Annotated in this window: 20 protein-coding genes, 1 rRNA gene and 1 pseudogene (1 of these 22 cut by a window edge); 15 read left to right on the top strand and 7 right to left on the bottom strand. The window is 41.2% G+C overall.

Annotated elements, in window-relative coordinates:
- Positions 1–1,258 (bottom strand): 16S ribosomal RNA (locus AC504W_RS06085) (it extends 231 nt beyond the left edge of the window).
- A gap of 300 nt (positions 1,259–1,558) precedes the next feature.
- Between AC504W_RS06085 and glyQ the strand changes: the two genes are divergently transcribed.
- On the top strand, positions 1,559–2,437 hold the full coding sequence (gene glyQ, locus AC504W_RS06080) for a glycine--tRNA ligase subunit alpha (RefSeq protein ID WP_494876796.1): 879 nt from the start codon (positions 1,559–1,561) through the stop codon (positions 2,435–2,437).
- Positions 2,438–2,652: 215 nt separating this feature from the next.
- On the opposite strand, the gene AC504W_RS06075 is transcribed toward glyQ, so the two are convergent.
- Complete coding sequence (locus tag AC504W_RS06075; protein ID WP_494878580.1) at positions 2,653–3,804, bottom strand: FAD-dependent oxidoreductase; 1,152 nt, start codon at positions 3,802–3,804, stop codon at positions 2,653–2,655.
- Between the two features lie 69 nt (positions 3,805–3,873).
- Between AC504W_RS06075 and AC504W_RS06070 the strand changes: the two genes are divergently transcribed.
- The 6 genes from AC504W_RS06070 to AC504W_RS06045 all read left to right on the top strand — a co-directional run bounded on the left by AC504W_RS06070 (position 3,874) and on the right by AC504W_RS06045 (position 10,588).
- Entirely contained in the window at positions 3,874–4,380 is a 507-nt protein-coding gene (locus tag AC504W_RS06070; RefSeq protein WP_494876794.1) for a GNAT family N-acetyltransferase, read from the top strand.
- A gap of 361 nt (positions 4,381–4,741) precedes the next feature.
- Positions 4,742–6,601 (top strand): NAD(P)H-quinone oxidoreductase subunit F, encoded by a 1,860-nt coding sequence (locus AC504W_RS06065; protein WP_103126684.1) that lies wholly within the window; start codon positions 4,742–4,744, stop codon positions 6,599–6,601.
- A 125-nt stretch (positions 6,602–6,726) separates the two neighbouring features.
- Positions 6,727–8,229, top strand: coding sequence for an NADH-quinone oxidoreductase subunit M (locus AC504W_RS06060; protein WP_494876792.1), 1,503 nt, complete (start codon positions 6,727–6,729; stop codon positions 8,227–8,229).
- Between the two features lie 36 nt (positions 8,230–8,265).
- Positions 8,266–8,862, top strand: a complete 597-nt coding sequence (locus tag AC504W_RS06055; protein WP_494876791.1) for a CDP-alcohol phosphatidyltransferase family protein — start codon at positions 8,266–8,268, stop codon at positions 8,860–8,862.
- Between the two features lie 27 nt (positions 8,863–8,889).
- Positions 8,890–10,215: a CO2 hydration protein gene (locus AC504W_RS06050; RefSeq protein ID WP_494876789.1), complete on the top strand. Its 1,326-nt coding sequence runs from the start codon at positions 8,890–8,892 to the stop codon at positions 10,213–10,215.
- Positions 10,216–10,420: 205 nt separating this feature from the next.
- Positions 10,421–10,588 carry a hypothetical protein gene (locus tag AC504W_RS06045; RefSeq protein WP_494876788.1) on the top strand — a complete coding sequence of 56 codons (168 nt, stop codon included), beginning with the start codon at positions 10,421–10,423 and terminating at the stop codon, positions 10,586–10,588.
- A 69-nt stretch (positions 10,589–10,657) separates the two neighbouring features.
- On the opposite strand, the gene AC504W_RS06040 is transcribed toward AC504W_RS06045, so the two are convergent.
- From AC504W_RS06040 to AC504W_RS06025, 4 genes and pseudogenes are all read right to left on the bottom strand, one after another.
- A complete protein-coding gene (locus tag AC504W_RS06040) occupies positions 10,658–10,897 on the bottom strand; it encodes a hypothetical protein (RefSeq protein WP_494876786.1) in 240 nt (79 codons plus the stop codon).
- Positions 10,898–10,912: 15 nt separating this feature from the next.
- Complete coding sequence (locus tag AC504W_RS06035) at positions 10,913–11,791, bottom strand: aspartoacylase (protein ID WP_494876784.1); 879 nt, start codon at positions 11,789–11,791, stop codon at positions 10,913–10,915.
- A 55-nt stretch (positions 11,792–11,846) separates the two neighbouring features.
- Positions 11,847–11,954 (bottom strand): annotated as a pseudogene (locus AC504W_RS06030) (Uma2 family endonuclease); the annotation flags it as partial.
- 29 nt (positions 11,955–11,983) lie between these two features.
- Positions 11,984–12,727, bottom strand: coding sequence for a hypothetical protein (locus AC504W_RS06025; protein ID WP_494876783.1), 744 nt, complete (start codon positions 12,725–12,727; stop codon positions 11,984–11,986).
- A gap of 116 nt (positions 12,728–12,843) precedes the next feature.
- Here AC504W_RS06025 and hemE point away from each other — a divergent pair, with 116 nt between their 5' ends.
- From hemE to AC504W_RS06000, 5 genes are all read left to right on the top strand, one after another.
- A complete protein-coding gene (gene hemE / locus AC504W_RS06020; protein WP_494876782.1) occupies positions 12,844–13,905 on the top strand; it encodes a uroporphyrinogen decarboxylase in 1,062 nt (353 codons plus the stop codon).
- Positions 13,906–13,985: 80 nt separating this feature from the next.
- Positions 13,986–14,561, top strand: coding sequence for a Uma2 family endonuclease (locus tag AC504W_RS06015; RefSeq protein WP_494876781.1), 576 nt, complete (start codon positions 13,986–13,988; stop codon positions 14,559–14,561).
- 97 nt (positions 14,562–14,658) lie between these two features.
- The gene (locus tag AC504W_RS06010; RefSeq protein WP_494876780.1) at positions 14,659–15,615 is read left to right on the top strand and encodes an NAD-dependent epimerase/dehydratase family protein; all 957 of its coding nucleotides are present in this window, start codon (positions 14,659–14,661) and stop codon (positions 15,613–15,615) included.
- Positions 15,616–15,842: 227 nt separating this feature from the next.
- A complete protein-coding gene (locus AC504W_RS06005) occupies positions 15,843–17,432 on the top strand; it encodes a B12-binding domain-containing radical SAM protein (protein ID WP_494876779.1) in 1,590 nt (529 codons plus the stop codon).
- Positions 17,433–17,519: 87 nt separating this feature from the next.
- Complete coding sequence (locus tag AC504W_RS06000) at positions 17,520–18,086, top strand: Uma2 family endonuclease (protein ID WP_494876778.1); 567 nt, start codon at positions 17,520–17,522, stop codon at positions 18,084–18,086.
- A 681-nt stretch (positions 18,087–18,767) separates the two neighbouring features.
- Here the strand turns inward: AC504W_RS06000 and nifH are convergent.
- Positions 18,768–19,658: a nitrogenase iron protein gene (gene nifH, locus AC504W_RS05995; protein ID WP_494876777.1), complete on the bottom strand. Its 891-nt coding sequence runs from the start codon at positions 19,656–19,658 to the stop codon at positions 18,768–18,770.
- Positions 19,659–19,849: 191 nt separating this feature from the next.
- Here nifH and AC504W_RS05990 point away from each other — a divergent pair, with 191 nt between their 5' ends.
- The 3 genes from AC504W_RS05990 (at position 19,850) to AC504W_RS05980 (ending at position 23,268) form a co-directional block, all read left to right on the top strand.
- Positions 19,850–20,233 (top strand): hypothetical protein, encoded by a 384-nt coding sequence (locus AC504W_RS05990; protein ID WP_494876776.1) that lies wholly within the window; start codon positions 19,850–19,852, stop codon positions 20,231–20,233.
- A 720-nt stretch (positions 20,234–20,953) separates the two neighbouring features.
- Positions 20,954–21,691 (top strand): dienelactone hydrolase family protein, encoded by a 738-nt coding sequence (locus AC504W_RS05985; RefSeq protein WP_494876775.1) that lies wholly within the window; start codon positions 20,954–20,956, stop codon positions 21,689–21,691.
- A 413-nt stretch (positions 21,692–22,104) separates the two neighbouring features.
- Positions 22,105–23,268: an extracellular solute-binding protein gene (locus AC504W_RS05980; RefSeq protein ID WP_494876773.1), complete on the top strand. Its 1,164-nt coding sequence runs from the start codon at positions 22,105–22,107 to the stop codon at positions 23,266–23,268.
- Positions 23,269–23,319: the final 51 nt, after the last annotated feature.

Here is a 23,319-nt window from a genome sequence, read left to right as displayed (position 1 = left end):
GCTTCGATCTGAACTGAGCTACGATTTCCGGGATTTGCTTGCTATCGCTAGCTTGCTGCCCTCTGTTCGTAGCATTGTAGTACGTGTGTAGCCCAAGACGTAAGGGGCATGCTGACTTGACGTCATCCCCACCTTCCTCCGGTTTGTCACCGGCAGTCTCTCTAGAGTGCCCAACTTAATGCTGGCAACTAAAAACGAGGGTTGCGCTCGTTGCGGGACTTAACCCAACATCTCACGACACGAGCTGACGACAGCCATGCACCACCTGTGTTCGCGCTCCCTAAGGCACTCCTCCCTTTCAAGAGGATTCGCGACATGTCAAGTCTTGGTAAGGTTCTTCGCGTTGCATCGAATTAAACCACATACTCCACCGCTTGTGCGGGCCCCCGTCAATTCCTTTGAGTTTCACACTTGCGTGCGTACTCCCCAGGCGGGATACTTAACGCGTTGGCTCCGGCACTGCGAGGGTCGATACTCGCAACGCCTAGTATCCATCGTTTACGGCTAGGACTACTGGGGTATCTAATCCCATTCGCTCCCCTAGCTTTCGTCCCTCAGTGTCAGTTACGGCCTAGCAGAGCGCCTTCGCCACCGGTGTTCTTCCTGATCTCTACGCATTTCACCGCTACACCAGGAATTCCCTCTGCCCCGAACGTACTCTAGCTATGTAGTTTCCACTGCTTTTACAAAGTTAAGCTTTGCTCTTTAACAGCAGACTTACATCGCCACCTGCGGACGCTTTACGCCCAATCATTCCGGATAACGCTTGCATCCTCCGTATTACCGCGGCTGCTGGCACGGAGTTAGCCGATGCTTATTCCTCAGGTACCTTCACTTTCTTATTCCCTGAGAAAAGAGGTTTACAACCCAAGAGCCTTCCTCCCTCACGCGGTATTGCTCCGTCAGGCTTTCGCCCATTGCGGAAAATTCCCCACTGCTGCCTCCCGTAGGAGTCTGGGCCGTGTCTCAGTCCCAGTGTGGCTGATCATCCTCTCAGACCAGCTACTGATCGACGCCTTGGTGCGCTCTTACCACACCAACTAGCTAATCAGACGCGAGCTCATCTTCAGGCAGCAAGCCTTTCACCTTTCGGCACATCCGGTATTAGCCACCGTTTCCAGTAGTTATCCCCGACCTGAAGCTAGATTCTCACGCGTTACTCACCCGTCCGCCACTATCTCCGAAGAGACCGTTCGACTTGCATGTGTTAAGCATACCGCCAGCGTTCATCCTGAGCCAGGATCAAACTCTCCGTTTTGAATTGTTTGTTTAGCTCTTTGGCTGTTCTTTTATAACCTCAGCCTGGTTACTTTATTTACTTGACGCAGGCTACTTGTGTTATTATTGCTTTCAAACTATAATCTTTTCATGGTTCGGTTCCCTCCGAGCTTCGCTTCGCAGCGCTTCTCTCAGGCACTTATCTAATATATCTCTCCTCCCCCTCACTGTCAACTACTTTCCCAAATTTCTTTTTCCCTTCCTGATCATCTCCCTCTCTACGTCCTTTCTCGTTCACAATAGTCTATGCACTTTGCATACTCTCTCAGGAAGGTACACCTTGAATTTTCAATCCGTCATTGCCTCTCTTCACCACTTCTGGCGCGATTTCGGTTGCTTGATTGGTCAACCCTACGATATTGAAAAGGGGGCTGGTACTAAAAATCCCCATACATTTTTAAGAGCTTTGGGGCCAGAACCTTGGGCTGTAGCTTATGTTGAACCATGTCGCCGTCCTACAGATGGTCGTTATGGCGAAAACCCTAACCGTTTTCAGCATTACTATCAATACCAAGTTTTAATTAAGCCCTCACCAGATAATATCCAAGAAATTTATCTTGATTCTTTGAGGGCTTTGGGTATTCGTCCTGAAGACCACGATATTCGGTTTGTAGAGGATAACTGGGAAGATGCAACAGTAGGCGCTTGGGGTACTGGTTGGGAAGTCTGGTTAGATGGGATGGAAATTACTCAATTTACCTACTTTCAACAATGTGGGGGAATAGATTGCAGACCTGTGTCGATTGAAATTACGTACGGGTTAGAGCGACTAACGATGTATCTCCAGCAAGTAGAAGCATTTACAAAGCTTCAGTGGACAAACAATATTACTTATGGAGATGTTTTTCTGCAAAATGAGATTGAGCAGAGTACTTACAACTTTGAAGCATCAAATCCTGAGATGCTGCTAACACTGTTTAATTTATACGAACAAGAAGCTAATCAGTTAACAGAGCGTGGTTTAGTCTTACCAAGCTTAGATTATGTAATGAAGTGTTCGCATACTTTCAATTTGTTAGATGCTAGAGGAGTAATTTCTGTAACGGAAAGAACTCGTTATATTGCCAGAATTCGTCATTTGGCAAGAAAGGTAGCACAACTATATGTAGAACAGAGAGAAAAGCTTGGCTATCCTTTGCTGAAGAAAACAGCAGTTTGAGTTTGATAAACCTTGAAACTATTAAGTTTTAGGGACTGCATTGGGTGGCGATCGCTGCCAAATTGGTAGACGCGTAGGACTTATACACAGTTAAAGGACATCAAATCATAGAGAACACCAAGGATATGGAGAAATAAAAGTTTGAGAGAGTTGCTGAGTAAGTCCTAACGTGTTCTACTGATCGCTAGTTATTTTTCAGCGTCGATAATACCTGCTTATCTACTAAACTGTTTCATGAAGCGGCAGTCAATCCAATCTTTCCAACGCCAAATTAGAGGATGGGCTGGTAAGGTGAATGCGCCTTTGGTGGCGATCGCTCGTTTGTCGCCTGTCCCAATTAAACTTAAATATTGTTGCTGTGGTATGTAAGGTTTAAGTGGTTTGCTTAAGATAATTCGTTGTAAGTTCTCAAATAATGGCTTACCCTGACGTACCGCAAATACACCAGCTTTCGGACGGGGATGATTTACCATTGTGGCAATATCACCAGCAGCAAATACTTGTGGATGAGTTTGAGATTGCAAGGTTTCATTGACTAAAATAAAGCCTTGTTCATCAGTTCCGAGTCCTGTAGTTTTTAACCAGTCTGGTGCTGAGGCTTGTGTTACCCAAAAAACTTTATTACATTCTACCACTAACCCTAATTCACATTTGACTGCTCGTAATTCTTCATTTATCTGCGTAATCTGAGAGACAGACTCGCCTAGATGCAGCTGAATACCTCGACGGGTTAAAACTTGTTTTACCTGACGCTGTACTGAGTCATGATTATGCGGCAAAATTTTATGGTGGCGATGAAATAAATGAATTTCTAGATTTTGAATTGGTTTTTGGTTCGCAATCAAGATTTGCCATAAATGTGATTGCATTGCGAGTGCTAATTCTACGCCACCAACACCACCACCGACAATGGCTATTTTTATTGGCTGTTGAGGATTTTTGTGAACGCTTTGCAGCAGTTCATACCAACATTCTAAGAGTTTTGCTACTGGTTTAGCTGGTATAGCGTATTCAGCTGCACCTGGTACAGAGATTGTCGCTGGAGTGCTGCCAATATCAATGGACAGTACATCAAAATTTACCGCGGGACGATTAGCGCAAATTACTTGACGATTTTTTAAATCTAAGCCAATGGCTCGGTCTATATATAAATGTGCATGGGCAAAGTCAGCTAATCTTGACAAATTAATGTGACACTCATCGTAACTATATAATCCAGCAATGTGTCCGGGTAGCATTCCCGAATAAGGTGTGTCTAATGCTGGTGTAATTAAGGTTAAATTTACTCCCGGTAACGGTTTGATGCCAAACATTTTTAGTGCGATCGCATGACTATGACCACCACCAACTAGCACTAAATCAGGCATAGAATTCTGTTGATGAACACTGTATGATTTTTGAATATTTTCTACAATATCCTTTCCGACACGGTAGCGATGACTATCCGCCATACGACTGAAGCTGATTTACCTGCGATCGTAGCTATTTATAATGCGGCGATTCCTAGCCGTCTCGCTACTGCTGATTTAGAACCTGTATCTGTGGAAAGTCGCCGTGCTTGGTTTCATGGGCGATCGCCTAATTTTCGCCCTTTGTGGGTAATTGAACAACAAGAAGTGATTGCAGGGTGGTTAAGCTTTCAATCATTTTACGGTCGCCCCGCCTACCATACCACTGCTGAAATTAGTATTTATATTGCCCCGGCTTTTCATCGTTGCGGTTTGGGAAGAAAACTTTTAGACCAAGCAATTCATCAAAGCCCTAATTTAGGCTTAAAAACGCTTTTAGGTTTTATTTTTGCCCACAATCATCCCAGTCTGAAACTTTTTGAAACATCTGGATTTCAACGCTGGGGACATTTACCTCAAGTGGCTGAATTAGATGGGTTGGAACGTGACTTAGTAATTATGGGGCTGCGGATTGGGGAAAAGTGTGAAGTCTGAAATTAAGAATCTTGACTTTTCCAAAAATTCAAGGACTTTTACCATATCAGTCCTCGTAACTCACTTCAACTAACCCAAGAGAGGAATAATGATTACTATCTGAATTTATCTATGGTTTTGCCATAGATCTTAATCAATAGATAAGATTTGTTATTTCAATCCATAGATATATAAGAATTAATTAGACTAATTATCGTTGATTTATCTAATCAAGTAATTCCATTTTGTTTCATATAAAGGTAAGCTTAATCTAACAAAATTAAGCAAATATAAACTTGCGTTTTTGAATAGTGGTTAGCGGCGGGATCAAAGCTCCTTGATTCCGTAGCCTTAAATTTTGTTTAAATCTAGAGGTAATTTCATGGCTCAGTTTCTACTAGAGACTGTTTGGCTAGTTCCTTTATATGCCTTAATCGGCGGATTATTAGCCGTACCTTGGTCGCCAGGGATCATTCGTAAGACTGGGCCAAGACCCGCAGGTTATGTAAATTTAGTAATGACCTTTTTGGCGTTTCTCCATAGTGCGATCGCCTTACAAGCAACTTGGAATCATCCACCCCAAGAAGTATTTATTCATTGGCTATCAACAGCTGGTTTAGACCTTACCATTGCCATCGAAATTTCGTCAATTAGTGTAGGCGCAATGGTAGTAATTGCGGGGTTAAATTTGCTGGCGCAAATTTATGCCATTGGCTACATGGAAATGGATTGGGGTTGGGGACGCTTCTATTCTTTATTAGGTTTATTTGAAGCGGGATTGTGTGCCTTAGCTTTATGTAATAACTTGTTCTTCAGTTATGTAATTCTGGAAGTCCTCACTTTAGGAACATACCTGTTAGTTGGCTTATGGTTTAGTCAACCTTTGGTAGTTAGTGGGGCGAGAGACGCTTTCTTAACTAAGCGGGTAGGAGACTTGTTTTTGTTGATTGGGGTCTTAGGATTATGGCCTCTAGCAGGAACATGGGATTACAACGAACTCGCTGTATGGGCAAAAACTGCTGAAGTTGACCCCACGGTAATTACATTGGTTGGTTTAGCCTTAATAGCTGGGCCGATGGGCAAATGCGCTCAATTCCCCCTACATCTGTGGTTGGATGAAGCGATGGAAGGCCCAGTTCCCAGTACAATTTTGCGGAACTCGGTAGTAGTAGCCAGTGGCGCATGGGTGCTGATTAAACTGCAACCTGTGTTAACTTTGTCACCTCTAGTTTCTACTGTCATGGTAGCGATTGGTGCAGTTACAGCAATTGGTGCTTCTTTAATTGCGATCGCCCAAATTGACGTTAAACGCTGCCAGTCTTATTCTGTTAGTGCTTACATGGGCTTGGTGTTTATCGCTGTAGGTACACAACAAGATGATGCTGCATTGTTACTAGTTCTGACTCACGCTTTATCTGCTGCACTTTTGGTGATGAGTACAGGCGGCATTATTTGGAACAGCATCAGCCAAGATGTTACTCAACTAGGCGGACTGTGGTCACGTCGCCCCATTTCTGGTTTAGCATTTATCGTTGGCACATTAGGACTAATTGGTTTCCCACCACTAGGTAGCTTTTGGGCATTAGTGGAATTAACCGATGGGTTATGGGCTACTCAGCCTTGGTTAGTCGGGATAGTTATAGCAGTTAACGCGTTGACAGCCGTTAGTTTATCTAGAGAATTTGGCTTGATTTTTGGTGGTAAACCCAAGCAAATGAGTGAGCGATCGCCTGAAGTTCACTGGCCGATGGTATTACCAATGGTAATTTTATTCGGATTTGTCCTGCATTTGCCCTTAGTGTTGCAAAGCTTATCACTGTTACCTGACTGGGCAACTCTGAATAAAGATGTTGCACTTCTACTAATTTGGTCGAGTATTTTTGGTTGTAGCGTCGGTGGCGTAATTTATCTCGGCAATATTCCCAAACCAGTTCGCCTACCTTGGAAAGGTTTGCAAGACTTGTTGGCTTACGACTTTTACACCCCCAAACTCTACCGGATGACCATCATTTTTAGCGTTGCCCAACTTGCTAGATTCGCTGATATGGTTGACCGCTTCGTAGTTGATGGCATTGTTAACTTCGTTGGTTTATTCTCCTTACTTGGTGGAGAAGGCTTGAAATACAGCACATCTGGTCAAACTCAAACTTATGCCTTCACTGTCCTCTTAGGCATTGGTCTTTTAGGAATGTGGGTGACATGGCCATATTGGGGCGTACAGTTTTTAGAGTTGATGTTTTGAGTCAAAGGTCAATGCTCAATGGTTAAGGCTTAATGTTCCCTGATCAATGGTCAATAAATCATTTGTAACTTCTGTTTCTCCTACACCTCTGCTAATCATCTGCGGTTATAAATCCCTAAACTACCATGCTGAGTGTTTTAATCTGGACACCAATCATCGCTGCTTTAATTATTGGGTTTTGGCCTAGTAATTCCATTCCACCAAATCGCGTGCGCTTGGTAGCCCTTACCATATCTGGTTTAGTCCTGTTGTGGAATCTATTCATCCTATTGAAATTTGATCTCAGCACTCCTGGGATGCAGTTTCAAGAATATTTACCTTGGAATGAAACCCTAGGTTTAAGCTACCAATTAGGAGTAGATGGGCTATCAATATTAATGCTGGTTTTAAATAGCCTCCTGACTTGGATTGCTATTTACAGCAGTAATCAAAACACTGAACGCCCCCGCTTATTTTACTCAATGATTTTGTTGGTTAGCGGTGGCGTTGCTGGTGCTTTCCTCGCAGAAAATTTACTCCTGTTTTTCCTATTCTACGAACTCGAATTAATCCCCTTCTATTTGTTGATTTCGATTTGGGGTGGCGAAAAACGGGCTTATGCAGGAATTAAGTTTCTGATTTACACTGCGGTTTCCGGCGCATTAATTTTGGCAACCTTCTTGGGTATGGTGTGGCTGACAGGTTCCACTAGCTTTGCCATTGATGCGGTCTCAACTCAAACCCTCTCCGCTGGGCTGCAACTGCTGTTACTAGCAGGAATCATCCTTGGTTTTGGCATCAAAATTCCTCTAGTTCCCTTCCACACTTGGCTACCTGATGCTTACGTGGAAGCTTCTGCACCCATCGCTATTTTGTTAGGTGGTGTGTTAGCAAAACTGGGAACCTACGGTTTATTGCGGTTTGGCATGGGGATGTTCCCCAACGCTTGGAGTACTGTTGCCCCAACCTTAGCAATTTGGGGGGCAATTAGCGCAATATATGGGGCGGTAGTAGCGATCGCCCAAAAAGATATCAAGCGGATGGTAGCATACAGTTCTATCGGTCACATGGGCTATGTATTATTAGCCAGTGCCGCTAGTACCTCCCTCGCCTTAGTTGGTGCAGTTTCCCAAATGTTCAGCCACGGCATCATCCTTGCCATTCTCTTCCATTTAGTAGGTGTTGTTGAAGCCAAAGCTGGCACAAGAGAATTAGATAAACTCAACGGTTTAATGAGTCCGATTCGTGGGATACCTTTAATTAGTGCCTTACTTGTATTAAGTGGCATGGCTAGTGCTGGTATTCCCGGTCTAACAGGATTTATCGCCGAATTTATCGTCTTTCAAGGCAGTTTCTCTGTTTTCCCCATTCCGACAATATTATGTGTTGTCGCCAGTGGTTTAACGGCGGTATATTTCGTCATCCTGCTGAACCGCACCTGTTTTGGCAGACTCGACAATGATTTAGCATACTATCCCAAAGTATTGTGGTCTGAGAAAGTACCAGCCCTAATTTTGGCCAGCTTAATCATCTTTTTAGGAGTCCAACCTACTTGGTTAGTGCGTTGGAGTGAACCAACAACCACAGCAATGGTAGCGGCAATTATCCCAGCAGAAAAAACCGTAATTCCTGAAGTTGCGTTGAAATAGTAACAATAGACTTACGCAACCGATACAGGAGAAAATATGAATCTCACCTTAATTCCCAGTGGTCTTGTACTATTTCGCTTTTTAATAGCGCCCTTCCTCCTGTGGGATGCCTGGGATGGTGAGACGAGTATTTGGTTTTTAGTAGGTTTTACTGCTGCTTTTCTTTCCGACATTTTTGATGGCATTATTGCCCGGCGACTTGGTGTTAGCAATGTCAAATTGCGACAAGCTGATAGCTGGGCTGATACCTGTCTTTTTAGTTGTATCTTTTTAAGTGCTTGGCTGGGATACCGAGATATTTTGATAGGTTATCGCCTACCTTTATTGATGGTGATTTTTGCTCAAATTGTGTGGTGGATAGTGAACTTAATTAAATATGGCAAACCCGCCAGCTATCACACTTACTCAGCCAAGTTTTGGGGAATTACATTATTTATTGCCATTGTGGCATTGTTTGGATTTAATTACGCTGGCATAGCTTTATGGCTAACTTGTATTGCCGGAACTATTTACAGCATCGAAGAAATTGCAATGACGTTAATATTACCAGTTTGGACGCATGATATTTTGAGTATTTTTCATGCTTTAAAGATACGTCAGCAATTACAAACAACCAATATTTCTACTGTCTAAAAATACATTTAACATCCAGGAAAAAACATGGTACAGACTCCAGAAAAAACTGTTACTACTAAACTTCCGCCTTCTAGCCATGAATTTGCGGAAGTAATTCATCGTTTAGAAGCTGGCGGTTCAATGTTACCAGACACGCCAGAAAACTTAATGCAAATTATCGGTATTTATAAAGCTTATGCTGTACCGATGGATTTTTACTGGCGTGATTTATTATATATAGCTGAACAGGTATTTTTAGAGCCATTTGCCTTTTCTAAATACTTCTTACCAAAAGAGTATTTAGACCTGCATAATCATTACGCTGGTGATACTGCTGATTTAAGAATTTGGCGTGGTGAAGCAACAGCCCATCCTGAACTTTTGGCATTTATGGAAAAGGGTGAAACCACTAAAATGCCAAAATTATTGCATCACTTACTCCACGATCGCATCAATATGGAATTTGCGGAAGCTTGTATGCGGGCAATGCTTTGGCATCGGCAGATGTATGCGCCAGTCAATCAATTTGATGCGTATCTCGACTCCGAAGAATACAAAGCCAACGCTGACAGGGCAATTAAAGCCTACTTCCAAGGCAACCCCGTAATGCTGGGACTGTATAAACTGTTTCCCGATATGTTTTTGGAACAGTGCCGCCAAATGTCCTACTACTCTAACCTCGGCTTATTCTGGGAAGTCATGGCCCCAGTATTCTTTGAAATGTCCGACATCTACGACGAAGGCGGGTTTAAGGGTGTACCTGATGCGATGAACTTTTTGGTCAATGGCATATTTGCGATCGCTGGTCGTCCCATTTACCATCATGTTTATATCCGTGGCGAATGCTACGAAATTATTCCCAAATCCAAAGGCTTCACTTGGTTATATGAAGCAGCATTACCCTACGTAGAAGCTGTATTCTACCGCACCGCCCCCTTTAGAGGCACAAAATCTTACAACGCCCAAGCAGGACAAGTCCCAGATGACCAAAAAGATTTCCACTACGGCATTCTCTACGCCGATGTCTTTCCTGTAGGTACTGCTGGTATTCCACCAACATTATTAATGCAAGATATGTTGCACTTCTTACCACAATATCTTGTTGATTATTACAAACAACATTGCCGTGGTGAAGACGATATGTTGATTCAGTTGGGTATTAGTTTCCAACGCTCAATGTATAACGTGACTTCTGCCGTAATTCAAGCTTTACGCACTGCACTTTTATATCCCTTAGATGACCCCAATCCTAAACATTTGCAAGCCAATCGTGAGTTTTTTGAACAGCAATTAAATCGCTTTACTCGCGCTGATTATAATATGCGTGATGCTGCCCGTCTGCGGAATATTCAAACCCCAGATTATCGCTAATTAAACAGCGAGAAGTTTGAGACTTACTGTATATACAACCAAGAGCGATCGCATTCCTCTGATATCTTTTTAGCCCAGAATATATTCTGGGCATTTTTGATAACTGAAATTCTCGTGAAAAATCAGGTCTTAGATGTATTTTGTATACACAAGTTCTGTTTTTTCTTGTAAATTTAGAAAAAAAGATTCAGCAGGATTAAAAATCTTGAAAAAGGAGGCTTTACAAGCCAGTGCTGCTTGTATTCGGGAAACATATCCGAAAAAACCTATAGGTGAAAGTAATGTTGCGATCGCCTTGAAGCTCGTCACCCAGATGCTCAAATCTCAATTGTTCGCATTGACTCTAAAGCTGGAAATTCCTAAAAAGGTGTAATTATTGGTGTAGCAATTACTGCTTTATTGAACGACAGTTGTTTTTTGCTATTGAATGTACGTTATTAAACTACTGCTGCGCTTGGATTTCGTCTAATAATTCTTCATCAGAGTAGTTAGAATACCATTCACCTTGTAACTTTAACCTAACTGACTGTGCGCCACCACTGGGTGTACAAACAACCCAATATGTATCAGGTTCGCCTTTGACTTGCGCTGCGTCTTGATTTTCTGTGCTGTCAGAAAGTCCTGAAAATGCTTGTACACATTTCCAGGCGGTTCCATCAGCAGCTTTCACTTCTCTTTCCATTTCTAACTCCTAAAATTATATTTCTAAGGTTTTCTTTTCGGTTAAACACATCGCAATTCCCTTTTCATAATATGCAGCTTCGTTAATAAAAATAGGATAAACTGTAGATGTGCTTTGATAGGCGATCGCAGTTCCATCAAATGTGAGAAATATCGGTTCACCAGGGTTAAGTGGTTCATAATCTCGAAACTGAAGTTGTGGGTGAATCATTCCTTGAATTTCTCCATATTCGTTTCGCGGATAATCAATCACTCCCGCATATTGATAATATGTAAGTGTGCTATTTTGCGGTTGTTCTATACCATGATTATAACTTTCGATATACTCTAAAACTTGATAAATTAACGCTTCAGTTTTTTGAAATAACTCAGCATTCAAAACTCCCTGTGCTACAGGCCCAACTTCAATTGCAAAACCTAATTCAGATATTGAACACAAAAAGTTAGAATCTCTTGTGGGTTGAGAATAACAAATTCTCACATCAGGGTTAATTGCGCTTAAGTGGGCGGCTAATTGTAAGATAAATGGATGTTTACTTCCTAAAATTATAGTTAACTGCATATTTGCAGTTGAACTATGCAAATCAATAATAACTTGTTGCTGATGTTTGCTTTCTTCTGCTAGTAAATAATAGATGTTTTTTGCCAAAATATCTTCATAACTTGCAAGTTGAGTATTTTTGATATCTTCTGCTGCAAAGCAACGATTTAAGTCTTTGTCAATATAGCGTCTAGCTGCTGCAAACGCCTTGGGATTACTCAATAAAACGCGAGTATCAAAACTAGGATGCTGAATCAGTTTTGGAAACTGTTCAAACTTTTTACCTAGATATATTCCTGTAAATTCATTGCCATGTGTACCAGTAGCAATTACCACTGAATTGATGTTTCCCATAGTTTTTATAAATTGTTGGGGTCGATGCCTTTTTGTTGTAATTTAGCTAAGAGTATAATAAGCTAGGAGTTAATATTTGTAATTCATTATCCACGGGTATATCATCAGAATCTGGTAATTCTGCTGATGAAGTTAAACAGGATAACGGATTGTAGTGAAACATAAGTGTATTTTCTATTAAAAATTCTCTGCTTAACTTGCCTGAGTCTGTCTTGGTAAACGTCTTTTTAAACTACAAAAACCAATAGCTGGGACTACTCCTAGGATAATTGCTGTAAATCCTTGTTGGCTGCCGTACAATATCGCTTCGGGCAGAAAATTCTGTACAAAAGATAGTAACCAAACCAACAAACTAATCAATAAAAAAGCAACAGAAGGAACAAAACTCCACCACCAAGCTTTGATGGTATAACGCCGCACTACTAACCATTGAATCAATCCCAACCAAATACCTGAAAAAATATAAGCAATTGTTGATAAGAATCCAAAGATAATAACTAACTCAGAAGACAACGTTTCATTCAGTGAACTGGCTATGGAGGAAATATAATTAATCCAAGCTGTCGCAACACAGTCAGCAGTTAGCCAACCTATGGTAGTAGCAATCATCCAGCGCCAACCAGAGAGATAGCGTCGCATGACTAAAGCTTGGTCGCCAGCAAAAACTAAGGCAAACACAATATTACTGAGTAATCTTATCCAATAACTCCATGTTTGCAATTGTACAGACCCAGCCGCAGCTAGACTTTGCGTGAGAATTCTTTCGATCGCCAAACTAGCTACACCACCTACTACCCAACCTAAAACTGTCATACCAGTAAACAATAAAAAAAACTTGCGCCGTTGGGTGCGGGGTATGAAAAATTTTACTGATGGAGAATTGCTATTAGTAGCTGCAACATTAGAAGGATTTGGATTATTAGAATTAGTTTGCATATTAAGTTAAGTAAAGCTAAGACTTGGGCTTTTCAAGCAAGCCTTCTGAAAAAGCGTAATCCCAGAATGATAAGCTAAACAGTGACATAACAAAGTGACTTAGGATGAAGTGTTAAATGGGTGTTTCGTCAACGGCCCCTCATCTCCTGCGGGCTGCTCGTGGTGAAATAGTAGATCGTCCCCCAGTATGGATGATGCGACAAGCGGGACGATATATGAAGGCGTACCGAGACTTAAGGGAAAAGTATCCTTCATTTCGCGATCGCTCCGAAATTCCTGAAGTAGCGATTGAAGTATCCCTACAACCTTGGAAAGCCTTCCAGCCGGACGGAGTGATTTTATTTTCCGACATTGTAACTCCATTGCCTGGTTTGGGCATTGATATGGACATTGCGGAAGGTAAAGGGCCAATCATTCATTCGCCCATTCGCACTCAAGCACAAATCGATAGCCTGCATGATTTAGAACCAGAGGCGGCTCTACCGTTTATTAAACCCATCTTGCAGGCATTACGCCAAGAAGTGGGCGACAAATCAACAGTATTAGGCTTTGTCGGTGCGCCGTGGACGTTAGCTGCTTACGCAGTGGAAGGAAAAGGTTCTAAAACCTATTCCATCATCAAAAACTTGGCCTTCTCAGACCCGGCAATTTTACACCAACTGCTGACAAAATTGGCAGATGCGATCGCTGTTTACGCTCGTTACCAAATTGACTGCGGCGCTCAAGTAGTGCAAATGTTCGATTCTTGGGCGGGACAATTAAGCCCTCAAGATTACGATACCTTTGCCCGTCCCTATCAGCAACGGGTATTCCAGCAGGTCAAACAAACCCACCCCGATACACCATTAATTCTTTTGGTTAGCGGTAGTGCTGGCGTGTTGGAAAGAATGGCTCAATCTGGTGCTGATATCGTCAGCGTTGATTGGACTGTAGACATGGCGGATGCTCGCGCCAGATTAGGCAAACACGTTAAAGTACAAGGTAATCTTGATCCTGGCGTACTCTATGGTTCCAAAGAGTTCATCCGCGATCGCATTCATGATACCGTTCGCAAAGCTGGTAATTGGGGTCATATCCTCAACCTCGGTCATGGTGTATTACCAGATACCCCAGAAGAAAACGTCGCTTTCTTCTTTGAAACAGCCAAGCAACTCAGTACAGCAGCACTGGTGAGTTAATTACCTTTGTGTCTTTGTGGTGACAATTTTTTAACCACAAAGACACTATCAGTTCTGTTAATAAAGTGCTGAGTAGTTATATGACCTATAGCCAATCTCACCCCTATCTTTCACCAGAAGAATATCTAGAAAATGAAAAATCTAGCCCCATTAAACATGAATATATCCAAGGGCAGATTTATGCAATGGCGGGAGCAAGTGACGCTCATGTAACTATTACTGCTAACTTAGTTGCGTTACTGAGAAATCACATTCGCGGAACTGGGTGTCGTCTTTATGTCGCTGACATGAAAGCACAAATCGAATCTCTGAATGTGTTTTACTATCCTGATATTATGGTGACTTGTGACCAACGAGATACAAATTTTGAATATTTTAAACGCTATCCCAGTTTAATTATTGAAGTTTTATCGCCTTCCACTGAAGCTTTAGATAGAGGTGATAAATTTAGTGACTATCAAGAAATAGAAACATTGCAAGAATATGTATTAATCAGTCAAAACCGTCAGAGGATTGATTGTTTCCGACGGAATGCAGAAGGACGATGGGAACTTTATAGTTATAAAGTCAATCAAGAATTACACCTTAGCAGTCTGGATTTTTCTTGTTCTCTCACTGATGTTTATGAAGATGTATCTTTAAGAGAAATTTTGTAATAATTCAGTACCCAGAAGTGGTAAATTCATGCGGTAAAAATAAATTTTTAAGCGGAACATTTCACCTTATTTTTAACTCTAAATAAAAAAACTCACTATGAGTCAGAAAAGAATTTTAGTCACAGGCGCAAGCGGCTGCATCGGTCATTACATTTCAGAAATATTAATTCAAAATACAAATCACGAGCTATTTTTACTAGTAAGAAACCCTAATAAACTGCAAGTTAATACGCAATTTCGTCCAGGTGTCACCGTCTTGCAAGGCGATATGCAAGAAATTAAACGCTTTGGAAATTTGTTATCAACTATTGATGTGGCAGTGTTAACAGCAACAGCCTGGGGTGGAGAAAATACTTACGATATTAATGTCAACAAAACACTAGAACTGCTACGTCTATTAAACCCTGAACGTTGCGAACAGGTAATTTATTTTTCTACAGCTAGTGTGCTAAATAACAACAATCAACCTTTGAAAGAAGCAGGTGAGATTGGGACAGATTATATCGGTTCTAAATATCAATGCTTGCATGAAAAAGAAAAACTAGCGATCGCACCTAAAATTACCACAGTTTTTCCCACCTTAGTTTTAGGTGGTGATGCCAACAAACCCTATTCACACCTCACTTCTGGCATTCAAGAAGTTACAAAATATATTGATTTAATTCGCTTTTTACAAGCAGACGGTAGTTTTCACTTTATCCACGGACAAGATATTGCGACCGTCGTAGAATATTTAATTGAAAATCCACCCCAAACAGACGAACAACGCAAGTTAGTTTTAGGTCAAAAAGGGTTACACGTTAATCAAGCAATTGAAGAAGTTTGTGCTTATCTAGGCAAAAAAATCTATTTTCGTATTCCTCTATCCATCTCATTAGCTAATTTGATTATTGCCGTGTTTCGTATTCAAATGGCAGCTTGGGATAGATTCTGCATGAACTATCGCCATTTTACATATAAAAATGCTGTCAATCCTGCTAGTTTTGGCTTACCAAATTATTGTGCAACCATGAGTGATGTTTTAAAAATTAGCAGTGTGCCGAGAAAACAATAATGTTATTGAAATCTCAATGCCTTATACTCTCTGCGCCTCTGCGTGAGGTAAATCATCCGGCACTTTCAATCCTACACTCGACCTAAATCCAAAACAAAACCCTGTAACACTGTTCACCTAATTGCACAGACAAAACCTTTAACGGTAAGCTAAAGCCAATGTAAAGTCAATAAGTAATTATTTTCGTTAGAGTGGGATAACAATTAGAGTGTGAGGTTTGCTACTAGATGCGAGTTTTATTAGTTTATCCGATATTTCCTAAAACCTTTTGGTCGTATGAAAAGATTCTGGATTTAGTCGATCGCAAGGTTTTATTACCACCTTTGGGTTTAGTGACTGTAGCGGCAATTCTGCCCCAAGAATGGGAATTTAAACTGGTCGATCGCAACATTCGCCCAGCAACAGAAGCAGAATGGGAATGGGCAGATATTGTCATTTTCTCAGCGATGATTGTCCAAAAGCAAGACTTACTAGAGCAAATTCAAGAAGCAAAACGCCGTGGTAAGTTAGTCGCAGTTGGTGGCCCTTACCCAACTTCCACACCTTCTGCTGTGCAGAATGTTGGTGCAGACTTCCTGATTTTGGATGAAGGCGAAATCACCTTACCAATGTTTGTGGAAGCAATTCAACGGGGTGAAACTTCTGGGACTTTCCGCACTGCTGAAAAACCTGATGTCACCAGCACACCAGTCCCCCGCTTTGATTTATTAGAATTAGATGCTTATGACATGATGTCAGTGCAGTTTTCGCGTGGTTGTCCCTTCCAGTGCGAATTTTGCGACATTATTGTACTTTACGGCCGCAAACCACGTACCAAAACACCAGCACAATTGTTAGCAGAGTTAGATTATCTCTATGAATTGGGTTGGCGGCGGGGTGTGTTCATGGTAGATGACAACTTTATCGGTAACAAACGGAATGTGAAATTGTTGCTGAAAGAGTTAAAAGTTTGGATGGAAGAACATCAATATCCCTTTAAATTTGACACCGAAGCTTCAGTTGACTTAGCACAAGACGAAGAATTATTAGAATTGATGGTTGAGTCTGGTTTCTCGGCAGTATTTTTGGGAATTGAAACACCAGATGAAGATAGCTTGCAATTAACCAAGAAGTTTCAAAATACCCGTAACTCTTTGACAGATGCAGTACAAACCATCATCAAAGCGGGGTTGCGGCCAATGGCTGGGTTTATTATCGGGTTTGATGGCGAAAAAGCTGGCGCAGGCGATCGCATCGTCCGTTTTGCTGAACAAGCAGGGATTCCTTCAACCACTTTCGCCATGTTGCAAGCATTACCAAATACTGCCCTGTGGCATCGCCTGAAAAAAGAAGGTAGACTGCGGGAAAATACCGAAAGCAACATCAACCAAACCACGTTGATGAACTTCATCCCCACCCGTCCTTTAGAAGAACTGGCCAGAGAATACGTTGAGGCTTTTTGTGCTTTATACGACCCAGTACAATATTTAGACCGCACTTATCGCTGCTTTTTAATGATGGGTACACCAAAATGGAAAGCACCATTCAGAATGCCAGAGTGGGTAGTAATTAAAGCATTGTTGATTGTAATTTGGCGACAAGGCATTAAACGGGAAACTCGCTGGAAATTCTGGCATCATTTGTTCAGTCTCCTCAAGCGCAACCCTGCTGTTGTTGACCACTACATTGCTGTTTGCGCCCATAACGAGCATTTTTTAGAATATCGCCAAATTGTCCGCGATGAAATTGAAAGCCAACTAGCTGCATATTTAGCCCAAGGTGCTGAAAAACCATACATCCCAGTAGTGGCGGAAAAAACAGAGGCGATCGCTAGTTAAATTTAAGATAGGGAGTAGGGAGTGGTAAATCAAAGATGAAAATGCACTCCCTAAATCCAAAATCTGAAATCTAAAATCTAAAATTGTATGTCTTCCACTCCATCTGAAAAAGTCCGTTGGACAACTGCCGACTTAGAGTTATTTCCTGACGACGGCAAGCGTTATGAGATAATTGATGGAGAGTTATTTGTGACCAGAGCGCCTCATTGGAAACATCAAAATGTTTGTGTCAAAATTGGCACTCAATTAGAAATTTGGTCAAATCAAACAGGTTTAGGACAAGTTGCCTTTGCACCAGGAATTATTTTTACTGATGATGATAATGTAATTCCTGATGTAGTGTGGGTAAGTAATGAACGTTTATCAGAAATATTAGATGAAGCTGGACATTTAACAGGTGCGCCAGAGTTAGTAATTGAAGTGCTTTCTCCTGGTGAAGTGCAGAAGAAACGAGATAAGCAATTAAAACTAAAACTATACTCAGTTCAAGGGATACAAGAATACTGGATTTTTGACCGCGAAAAAGAAACAGTTGAAATATACCGTCGCGAAAATGGCGTTTTAAAATTAGCAGCGACTTTATATAAAGAAGATAATTTAACGAGTCCACTTTTGCCGGGATTTAGTTGTGTTGTTAAAGTTTGTTTTAGTTAGCGATCGCCACCTAGTAATCTTGCAGTTACAAATTCGTTAACTTGCATACTTAACAATAACCCTGTTGTCATCGCAGCTAACAAATATCCGCAGCATTCATCGCCCTGAATAACTTTTTCACAGTCAATTCACAAGCTTTTCGGTTTTTTCCTGACACTTCCACCTCAAAAGCTCAACATTCACCCTTTGAACCTCAACGTTCCAGCAAAAAGGCTGAAACTTCACCCTCAAAGGCTCAACATTCACCTTCTGAACCTCAACATTCAAGCAAAAAGGCTGAAACTTCACCCTCAAAGGCTCAACATTCACCTTCTGAACCTCAACATTCAAGCAAAAAGGCTGAAACTTCACCCTCAAAGGCTCAACATTCACCTTCTGAACCTCAACACTCAAGCAAAAAGGCTCAACATTCAGCCTCATAGCATTTCACGAAAAAAATGATACAAATTTATGGGCTTTTCATTCTTTCCCCCTGCGGTCTATTTGTATCAAACTTAAAGTGAAACGGTATCAGCACTCGGAACTTGGAGTTCAAAACCTCAAATGTCTCTTTCCGAACTCAATTGACTACACAATTTACTGAAATGATTGCACAACAGTCAAAATTAAAAATGCCAAAACCCCGGCTTTGACAAAACCGAGGTTCTGGTTGCTCAGAAATTATTGATGACTACATCAAAATTACTTGCTGCTTTCAGCAGTTGTAGCAATCATTTTGGCAGCATTTTCTTCGCTTTCGAGAATACCGAACTCAATCAACAATTCTTCCAATTCTTCCATTTCAATTGGGGTAGGAATTTTGAGATTTTCGTTGTTGATGATTTTGTTAGCCAAGATGCGGTATTCGTTACCTTGGTTGCTGTCGGGTGCGTACTCGTTAACGGTCATCCGGCGCAACTCAGCGTGTTGAACAATATTGTCGCGGGGTACGTAGTGAATCATTTGGGTGTTCAAACGTTTTGCCAGAGTTTCGATCAATTCGATTTCTCTGTCAACGTTACGGCTGTTACAAATCAAACCACCCAAACGCACACCGCCTGTATGTGCATATTTCAAAATACCACGAGCGATGTTGTTTGCAGCGTACATCGCCATCATTTCACCTGATGTTACGATGTAAATTTCTTGTGCTTTGTTTTCGCGGATAGGCATTGCGAAACCACCACACACAACGTCGCCTAATACGTCATAAGATACGAAGTCAACGTCTTGGTAAGCACCGTTTTCTTCTAAGAAGTTAATAGCGGTGATAATACCACGACCAGCGCAACCTACACCGGGTTCTGGGCCACCAGACTCTACGCACTTAACACCACGGAAGCCTGTGAGCATTACTTCTTCGAGTTCTAAGTCTTCTACTGCACCACGTTCAGCAGCCAAGTGTAATACTGTAGTTTGTGCTTTAGAGTGCAGCATCAAACGGGTGGAGTCAGCTTTAGGGTCGCAACCTACAATCAGAATGCGTTGACCCATTTCAGCCATAGCTGCCAAGGTGTTTTGAGAAGTGGTAGATTTACCAATACCGCCTTTACCGTAGAAAGCGATTTGTCTGATTTTTTTGTCAATAGCCATGGTTGGTGTTTTCCTGTGATGATTGTGATTGCAAAGTTGAAGAGTCAATAGTGGTTAAAGGTTGCATACCTGAGAATGTGTCTTTCAGGAATATTGCAAGTATTGCCAAATGCAAATTCAGATAAATCTCAAGAGATGAAATTGGTATTTGTAGCCTGGTTGCTATCGGGTGTGTGCAGAAATTCCATCTCTTGAAAAGCAAAGTTGAGAAAAGCGAGACTTACACATTACAGGTTGGTGTAATTCAATCCCCATCGGTTGCTCAAGCCTTAAGAGTGGTGACAGTGGCAATTGACATTTCCCCAGGTTTTAATAAACCCAACCAACCAAAATTGCACTACACTCTGAATGGCTCTTGCTTACAACTTTCCTGTTTTTGGATGTGCCACAACTGCTCAAAACTTTTCATCGCGATCGCCGCAAATGATATCTTGAGATATCAAGCGATGCCAGCGGCAACGTCAAGGACGAACGCAGATGCTGGTATTGCTGCAAATATTCCTGAAAAATTACTCAATCTGCTAGTAATTAATGCAGTAAAATCAATCTTTTATGACAAAGATAGAGTTTATTAGGCTTGCATTATTTTCAGTAACCTTTCTGATTTCTTTTAAAGTGCCAGATGTACTAAGAGTCTTTCTTCCCAGGCTCCTAGAGTAATTATTTCTGGCTGATAATACTAGCTTTTATAGCCAATTTTTACTAGTAATTATCTAAGCAAGTTATCACTGACTTCAAGATTGTATGAAGGTGAGTATCCTATTTATCTGGCTGATTTCTACCGTTAGCAAAAAGCGTCACGATATTGAAGTGGATTTACCAGAGCAAAAGGACTCTATTGAGGTAAACTCAATATTTTTCTTGAAGTCTTTTGCGTTCTTGCTTTTTTTGATTCCTATAGTCAGCTTAACACCATTTGACTAATTTACTTATCGAAATTTGAATTATTTTTGCTTTTAGTTAATGATGCTGATTAATATTTTACTTAGACATTAGTGCTGTCATAAGATTGGTGAGATTATAAAGTTTTGCCTGACATTTTAATTTTTCCTGTTTGTTTGATTTGAACTTATCTAGTATCACTAACCATACATGAATAACAAGAACCCCAACTTATTTTAGAAGTCAGGTTTCTGAGCCTACACAAGTTATTTACATATTTTGACGAGATGAGCTTTTTACCTAATTTTAAATGTATCTTTATTTTCGTAGTCAGGCATTCGCTCTACTATCCCGATATCACACCTCAATGCTGTAAAAGCTAATGAAAACAACTATGACTGGGAGCCAAACAAGTGCAGATTACTAAGCGCAATGTCGAGTTAAGAGTCGATGACAGCTTAATGCGGGTTTATGTCGCCTCTCCCAAACCAGCAGGAACTTACCCAGGCATTTTGTTTTACAGTGATATTTATCAATTAGGTAGCCCAATGATTCGCTTGGTTAACTACCTAGCAGGATTTGGCTATGTTGTCGCCGCACCCGAAATTTTCCATCGTCTTGAACCCATTGGCGCTGTCATTGAACCGGATGATTTGGGGAGAATGCGCGGTAATGATGATGCACGTCGCACAGCGAGCGCAGAGTATGATGCAGATTGTCGGGCTGTAATTGATTTTCTCAAAACTGACGCTGCTGTTAATCCCGATAAAATTGGTACTCTCGGCTTTTGCATTGGCGGACATTTATCGTTTCGCGCCGCCTTTCAAAATGAAATCAAAGCTGCTGTCTGCTGCTACCCGACTGGTATTCCCAGCGGCAAACTCGGTAAAGGAATCGCCGATACTATTCATAGAGTGAGTGAAATAAAAGGCGAATTGCTGCTGATACTCGGTACTCTTGATCCTCACATTCCCGAAAGCGATCGCCATATATTAATTAAAGCAATTACAGATGCTAATATACCTCATCAAGTATTCTTATATGAAGCTGAACATACCTTCATGCGTGATGATGGTTATCGCTACGACGCTGTTGCAACTACCTCTGCTTGGACAGAAATCATCACCTTCTTAGCCAGAATATTTCCCTAGTAATAATCCAGTAGCGCACAAATGTGCGCCTTTTTAGTGAAGGGTGATTACCCTCATTGAATATCACAAAGTCTATGTTATTGTTTCACCAGAAATATTAGGATGCTTTACGCTTTGCCTCCATGACTAGGAGGCATTTATTTTAGGAATTACACGGCTAAATTTATAGTATTTCTCAACTCTGTGGGGTTAAAAGAAAAAATAATTAACCGCAGATGGACGCAGATTTGTATTCTACTCCAGTGAAAAGCGCCATAAATAAATGTAGAGAAGTTTCATGTCTCTACAAAATTTTTGTTAATACTTAAGTTGGCATCAGAGATAATATTGCTACTCCCCACTCCCTATTCCCTCCCTTTTTGAGAGCAATGTAAGACAATAGTCTAAAATCTAAGTTTATATATCCAAAATCAATGGATCGACGATCATTTTTACTCAGTATAGGTGGATTAGCACTGTCGCAACTGCTGGTTGGGTGTGGTAATAACAATCAAACCAAACTCAGCATTCAGTTATTGAAAAGTTCTATTCCTAGTCAAGTAGTTGATAAATTCAGCCAAGCTTTGCAACCAAAGGCGCAGCTAAAATTTGCCCCAGTTGACCAAATACAAAATTTATATCAGCAATTGCAGCGTTGGCAAGAACAGCCAAAAACCCCAGACAAGCAGCAAGCTTGGACTCGCTGGGTTCCATTTATGAATTCGCAAACAACAACTGTAGTTGACTTGATAAGTTTGGGAGATTATTGGCTAAAAAGCGCCATTGAACAGAAATTAATTCAACCGCTAGAAGCAGCAGAAGTCCAAAAATTACAATATTGGTCGAAGTTGGATGAAAGATGGCGACAACTAGTAACTCGCAATGACCAAGGTAACTTAGACCCTCAAGGCAACGTTTGGGCTGCGCCTTATCGCTGGGGTAGTACAGTGATTGTATACGATCGCTATAAATTCCGCGAATTAGGATGGCAACCACAAGATTGGAGTGATTTATGGCGGGATGGATTGCGATCGCAAATTTCTTTACTAGATAATCCTAGAGAAGTAATCGGGTTAGTGTTAAAGAAACTCGGCAAATCATACAACACCGAAAACCTCGACACTGTACCCAACCTCGAAAAAGAACTACAAACCTTAAACCAACAAGTAAAATTCTACAGTTCTAATACTTATTTAGAACCTTTAGTTACTGGCGACACTTGGTTAGCCGTTGGTTGGTCTAGTGATGTGTTACCACTCCTGTCACGTTATCCGCAACTAAATGTAGTTATCCCTCAGTCGGGAACAGCCATCTGGGCAGATTTATGGGTACGTCCCACAAAAGCCAGCAAAAACGACATATCATCTAGATGGATTGATTTTTGTTGGCAACCAGAAATAGCCAAGCAAATTACTGCCAAAACTAAAACCAATTCCCCAATTTTTCCCGATATTGCAGCTACCGATATTCAAGAACCAATACGTAGTTTGTTACAGACAAATCATCAAATTTTCTCTAAAAGTGAATTCCTGCTGGCCTTACCGACATCAACAGCCAAACAGTATGAATCTCTGTTTACCAAAATCAAAACCAGTTAATTAATCAAAATACTAATTTTTGTCTTGATAAGCACAGCCAATGTCGTTAGG

It is taken from the genome of Nostoc sp. C96, from assembly GCF_059384975.1.
Note: the sequence above shows the minus strand (reverse complement) of the source record. Positions and strands in the feature narration are given on the sequence as shown.

Excerpts from the sequence above, each read along its gene's own strand:
- AC504W_RS06075 (WP_494878580.1), bottom strand. The coding sequence starts at position 3,804 with ATGCCTGATTTAGTGCTAGTTGGTGGTGGTCATAGTCATGCGATCGCA.
- AC504W_RS06070 (WP_494876794.1), top strand. The coding sequence starts at position 3,874 with ATGACTATCCGCCATACGACTGAAGCTGATTTACCTGCGATCGTAGCT.
- AC504W_RS06065 (WP_103126684.1), top strand. The coding sequence starts at position 4,742 with ATGGCTCAGTTTCTACTAGAGACTGTTTGGCTAGTTCCTTTATATGCC.
- AC504W_RS06060 (WP_494876792.1), top strand. The coding sequence starts at position 6,727 with ATGCTGAGTGTTTTAATCTGGACACCAATCATCGCTGCTTTAATTATT.
- AC504W_RS06055 (WP_494876791.1), top strand. The coding sequence starts at position 8,266 with ATGAATCTCACCTTAATTCCCAGTGGTCTTGTACTATTTCGCTTTTTA.
- AC504W_RS06050 (WP_494876789.1), top strand. The coding sequence starts at position 8,890 with ATGGTACAGACTCCAGAAAAAACTGTTACTACTAAACTTCCGCCTTCT.
- AC504W_RS06040 (WP_494876786.1), bottom strand. The coding sequence starts at position 10,897 with ATGGAAAGAGAAGTGAAAGCTGCTGATGGAACCGCCTGGAAATGTGTA.
- AC504W_RS06035 (WP_494876784.1), bottom strand. The coding sequence starts at position 11,791 with ATGGGAAACATCAATTCAGTGGTAATTGCTACTGGTACACATGGCAAT.
- AC504W_RS06025 (WP_494876783.1), bottom strand. The coding sequence starts at position 12,727 with ATGCAAACTAATTCTAATAATCCAAATCCTTCTAATGTTGCAGCTACT.
- hemE (WP_494876782.1), top strand. The coding sequence starts at position 12,844 with ATGGGTGTTTCGTCAACGGCCCCTCATCTCCTGCGGGCTGCTCGTGGT.
- AC504W_RS06015 (WP_494876781.1), top strand. The coding sequence starts at position 13,986 with ATGACCTATAGCCAATCTCACCCCTATCTTTCACCAGAAGAATATCTA.
- AC504W_RS06010 (WP_494876780.1), top strand. The coding sequence starts at position 14,659 with ATGAGTCAGAAAAGAATTTTAGTCACAGGCGCAAGCGGCTGCATCGGT.
- AC504W_RS06005 (WP_494876779.1), top strand. The coding sequence starts at position 15,843 with ATGCGAGTTTTATTAGTTTATCCGATATTTCCTAAAACCTTTTGGTCG.
- AC504W_RS06000 (WP_494876778.1), top strand. The coding sequence starts at position 17,520 with ATGTCTTCCACTCCATCTGAAAAAGTCCGTTGGACAACTGCCGACTTA.
- nifH (WP_494876777.1), bottom strand. The coding sequence starts at position 19,658 with ATGGCTATTGACAAAAAAATCAGACAAATCGCTTTCTACGGTAAAGGC.
- AC504W_RS05980 (WP_494876773.1), top strand. The coding sequence starts at position 22,105 with ATGGATCGACGATCATTTTTACTCAGTATAGGTGGATTAGCACTGTCG.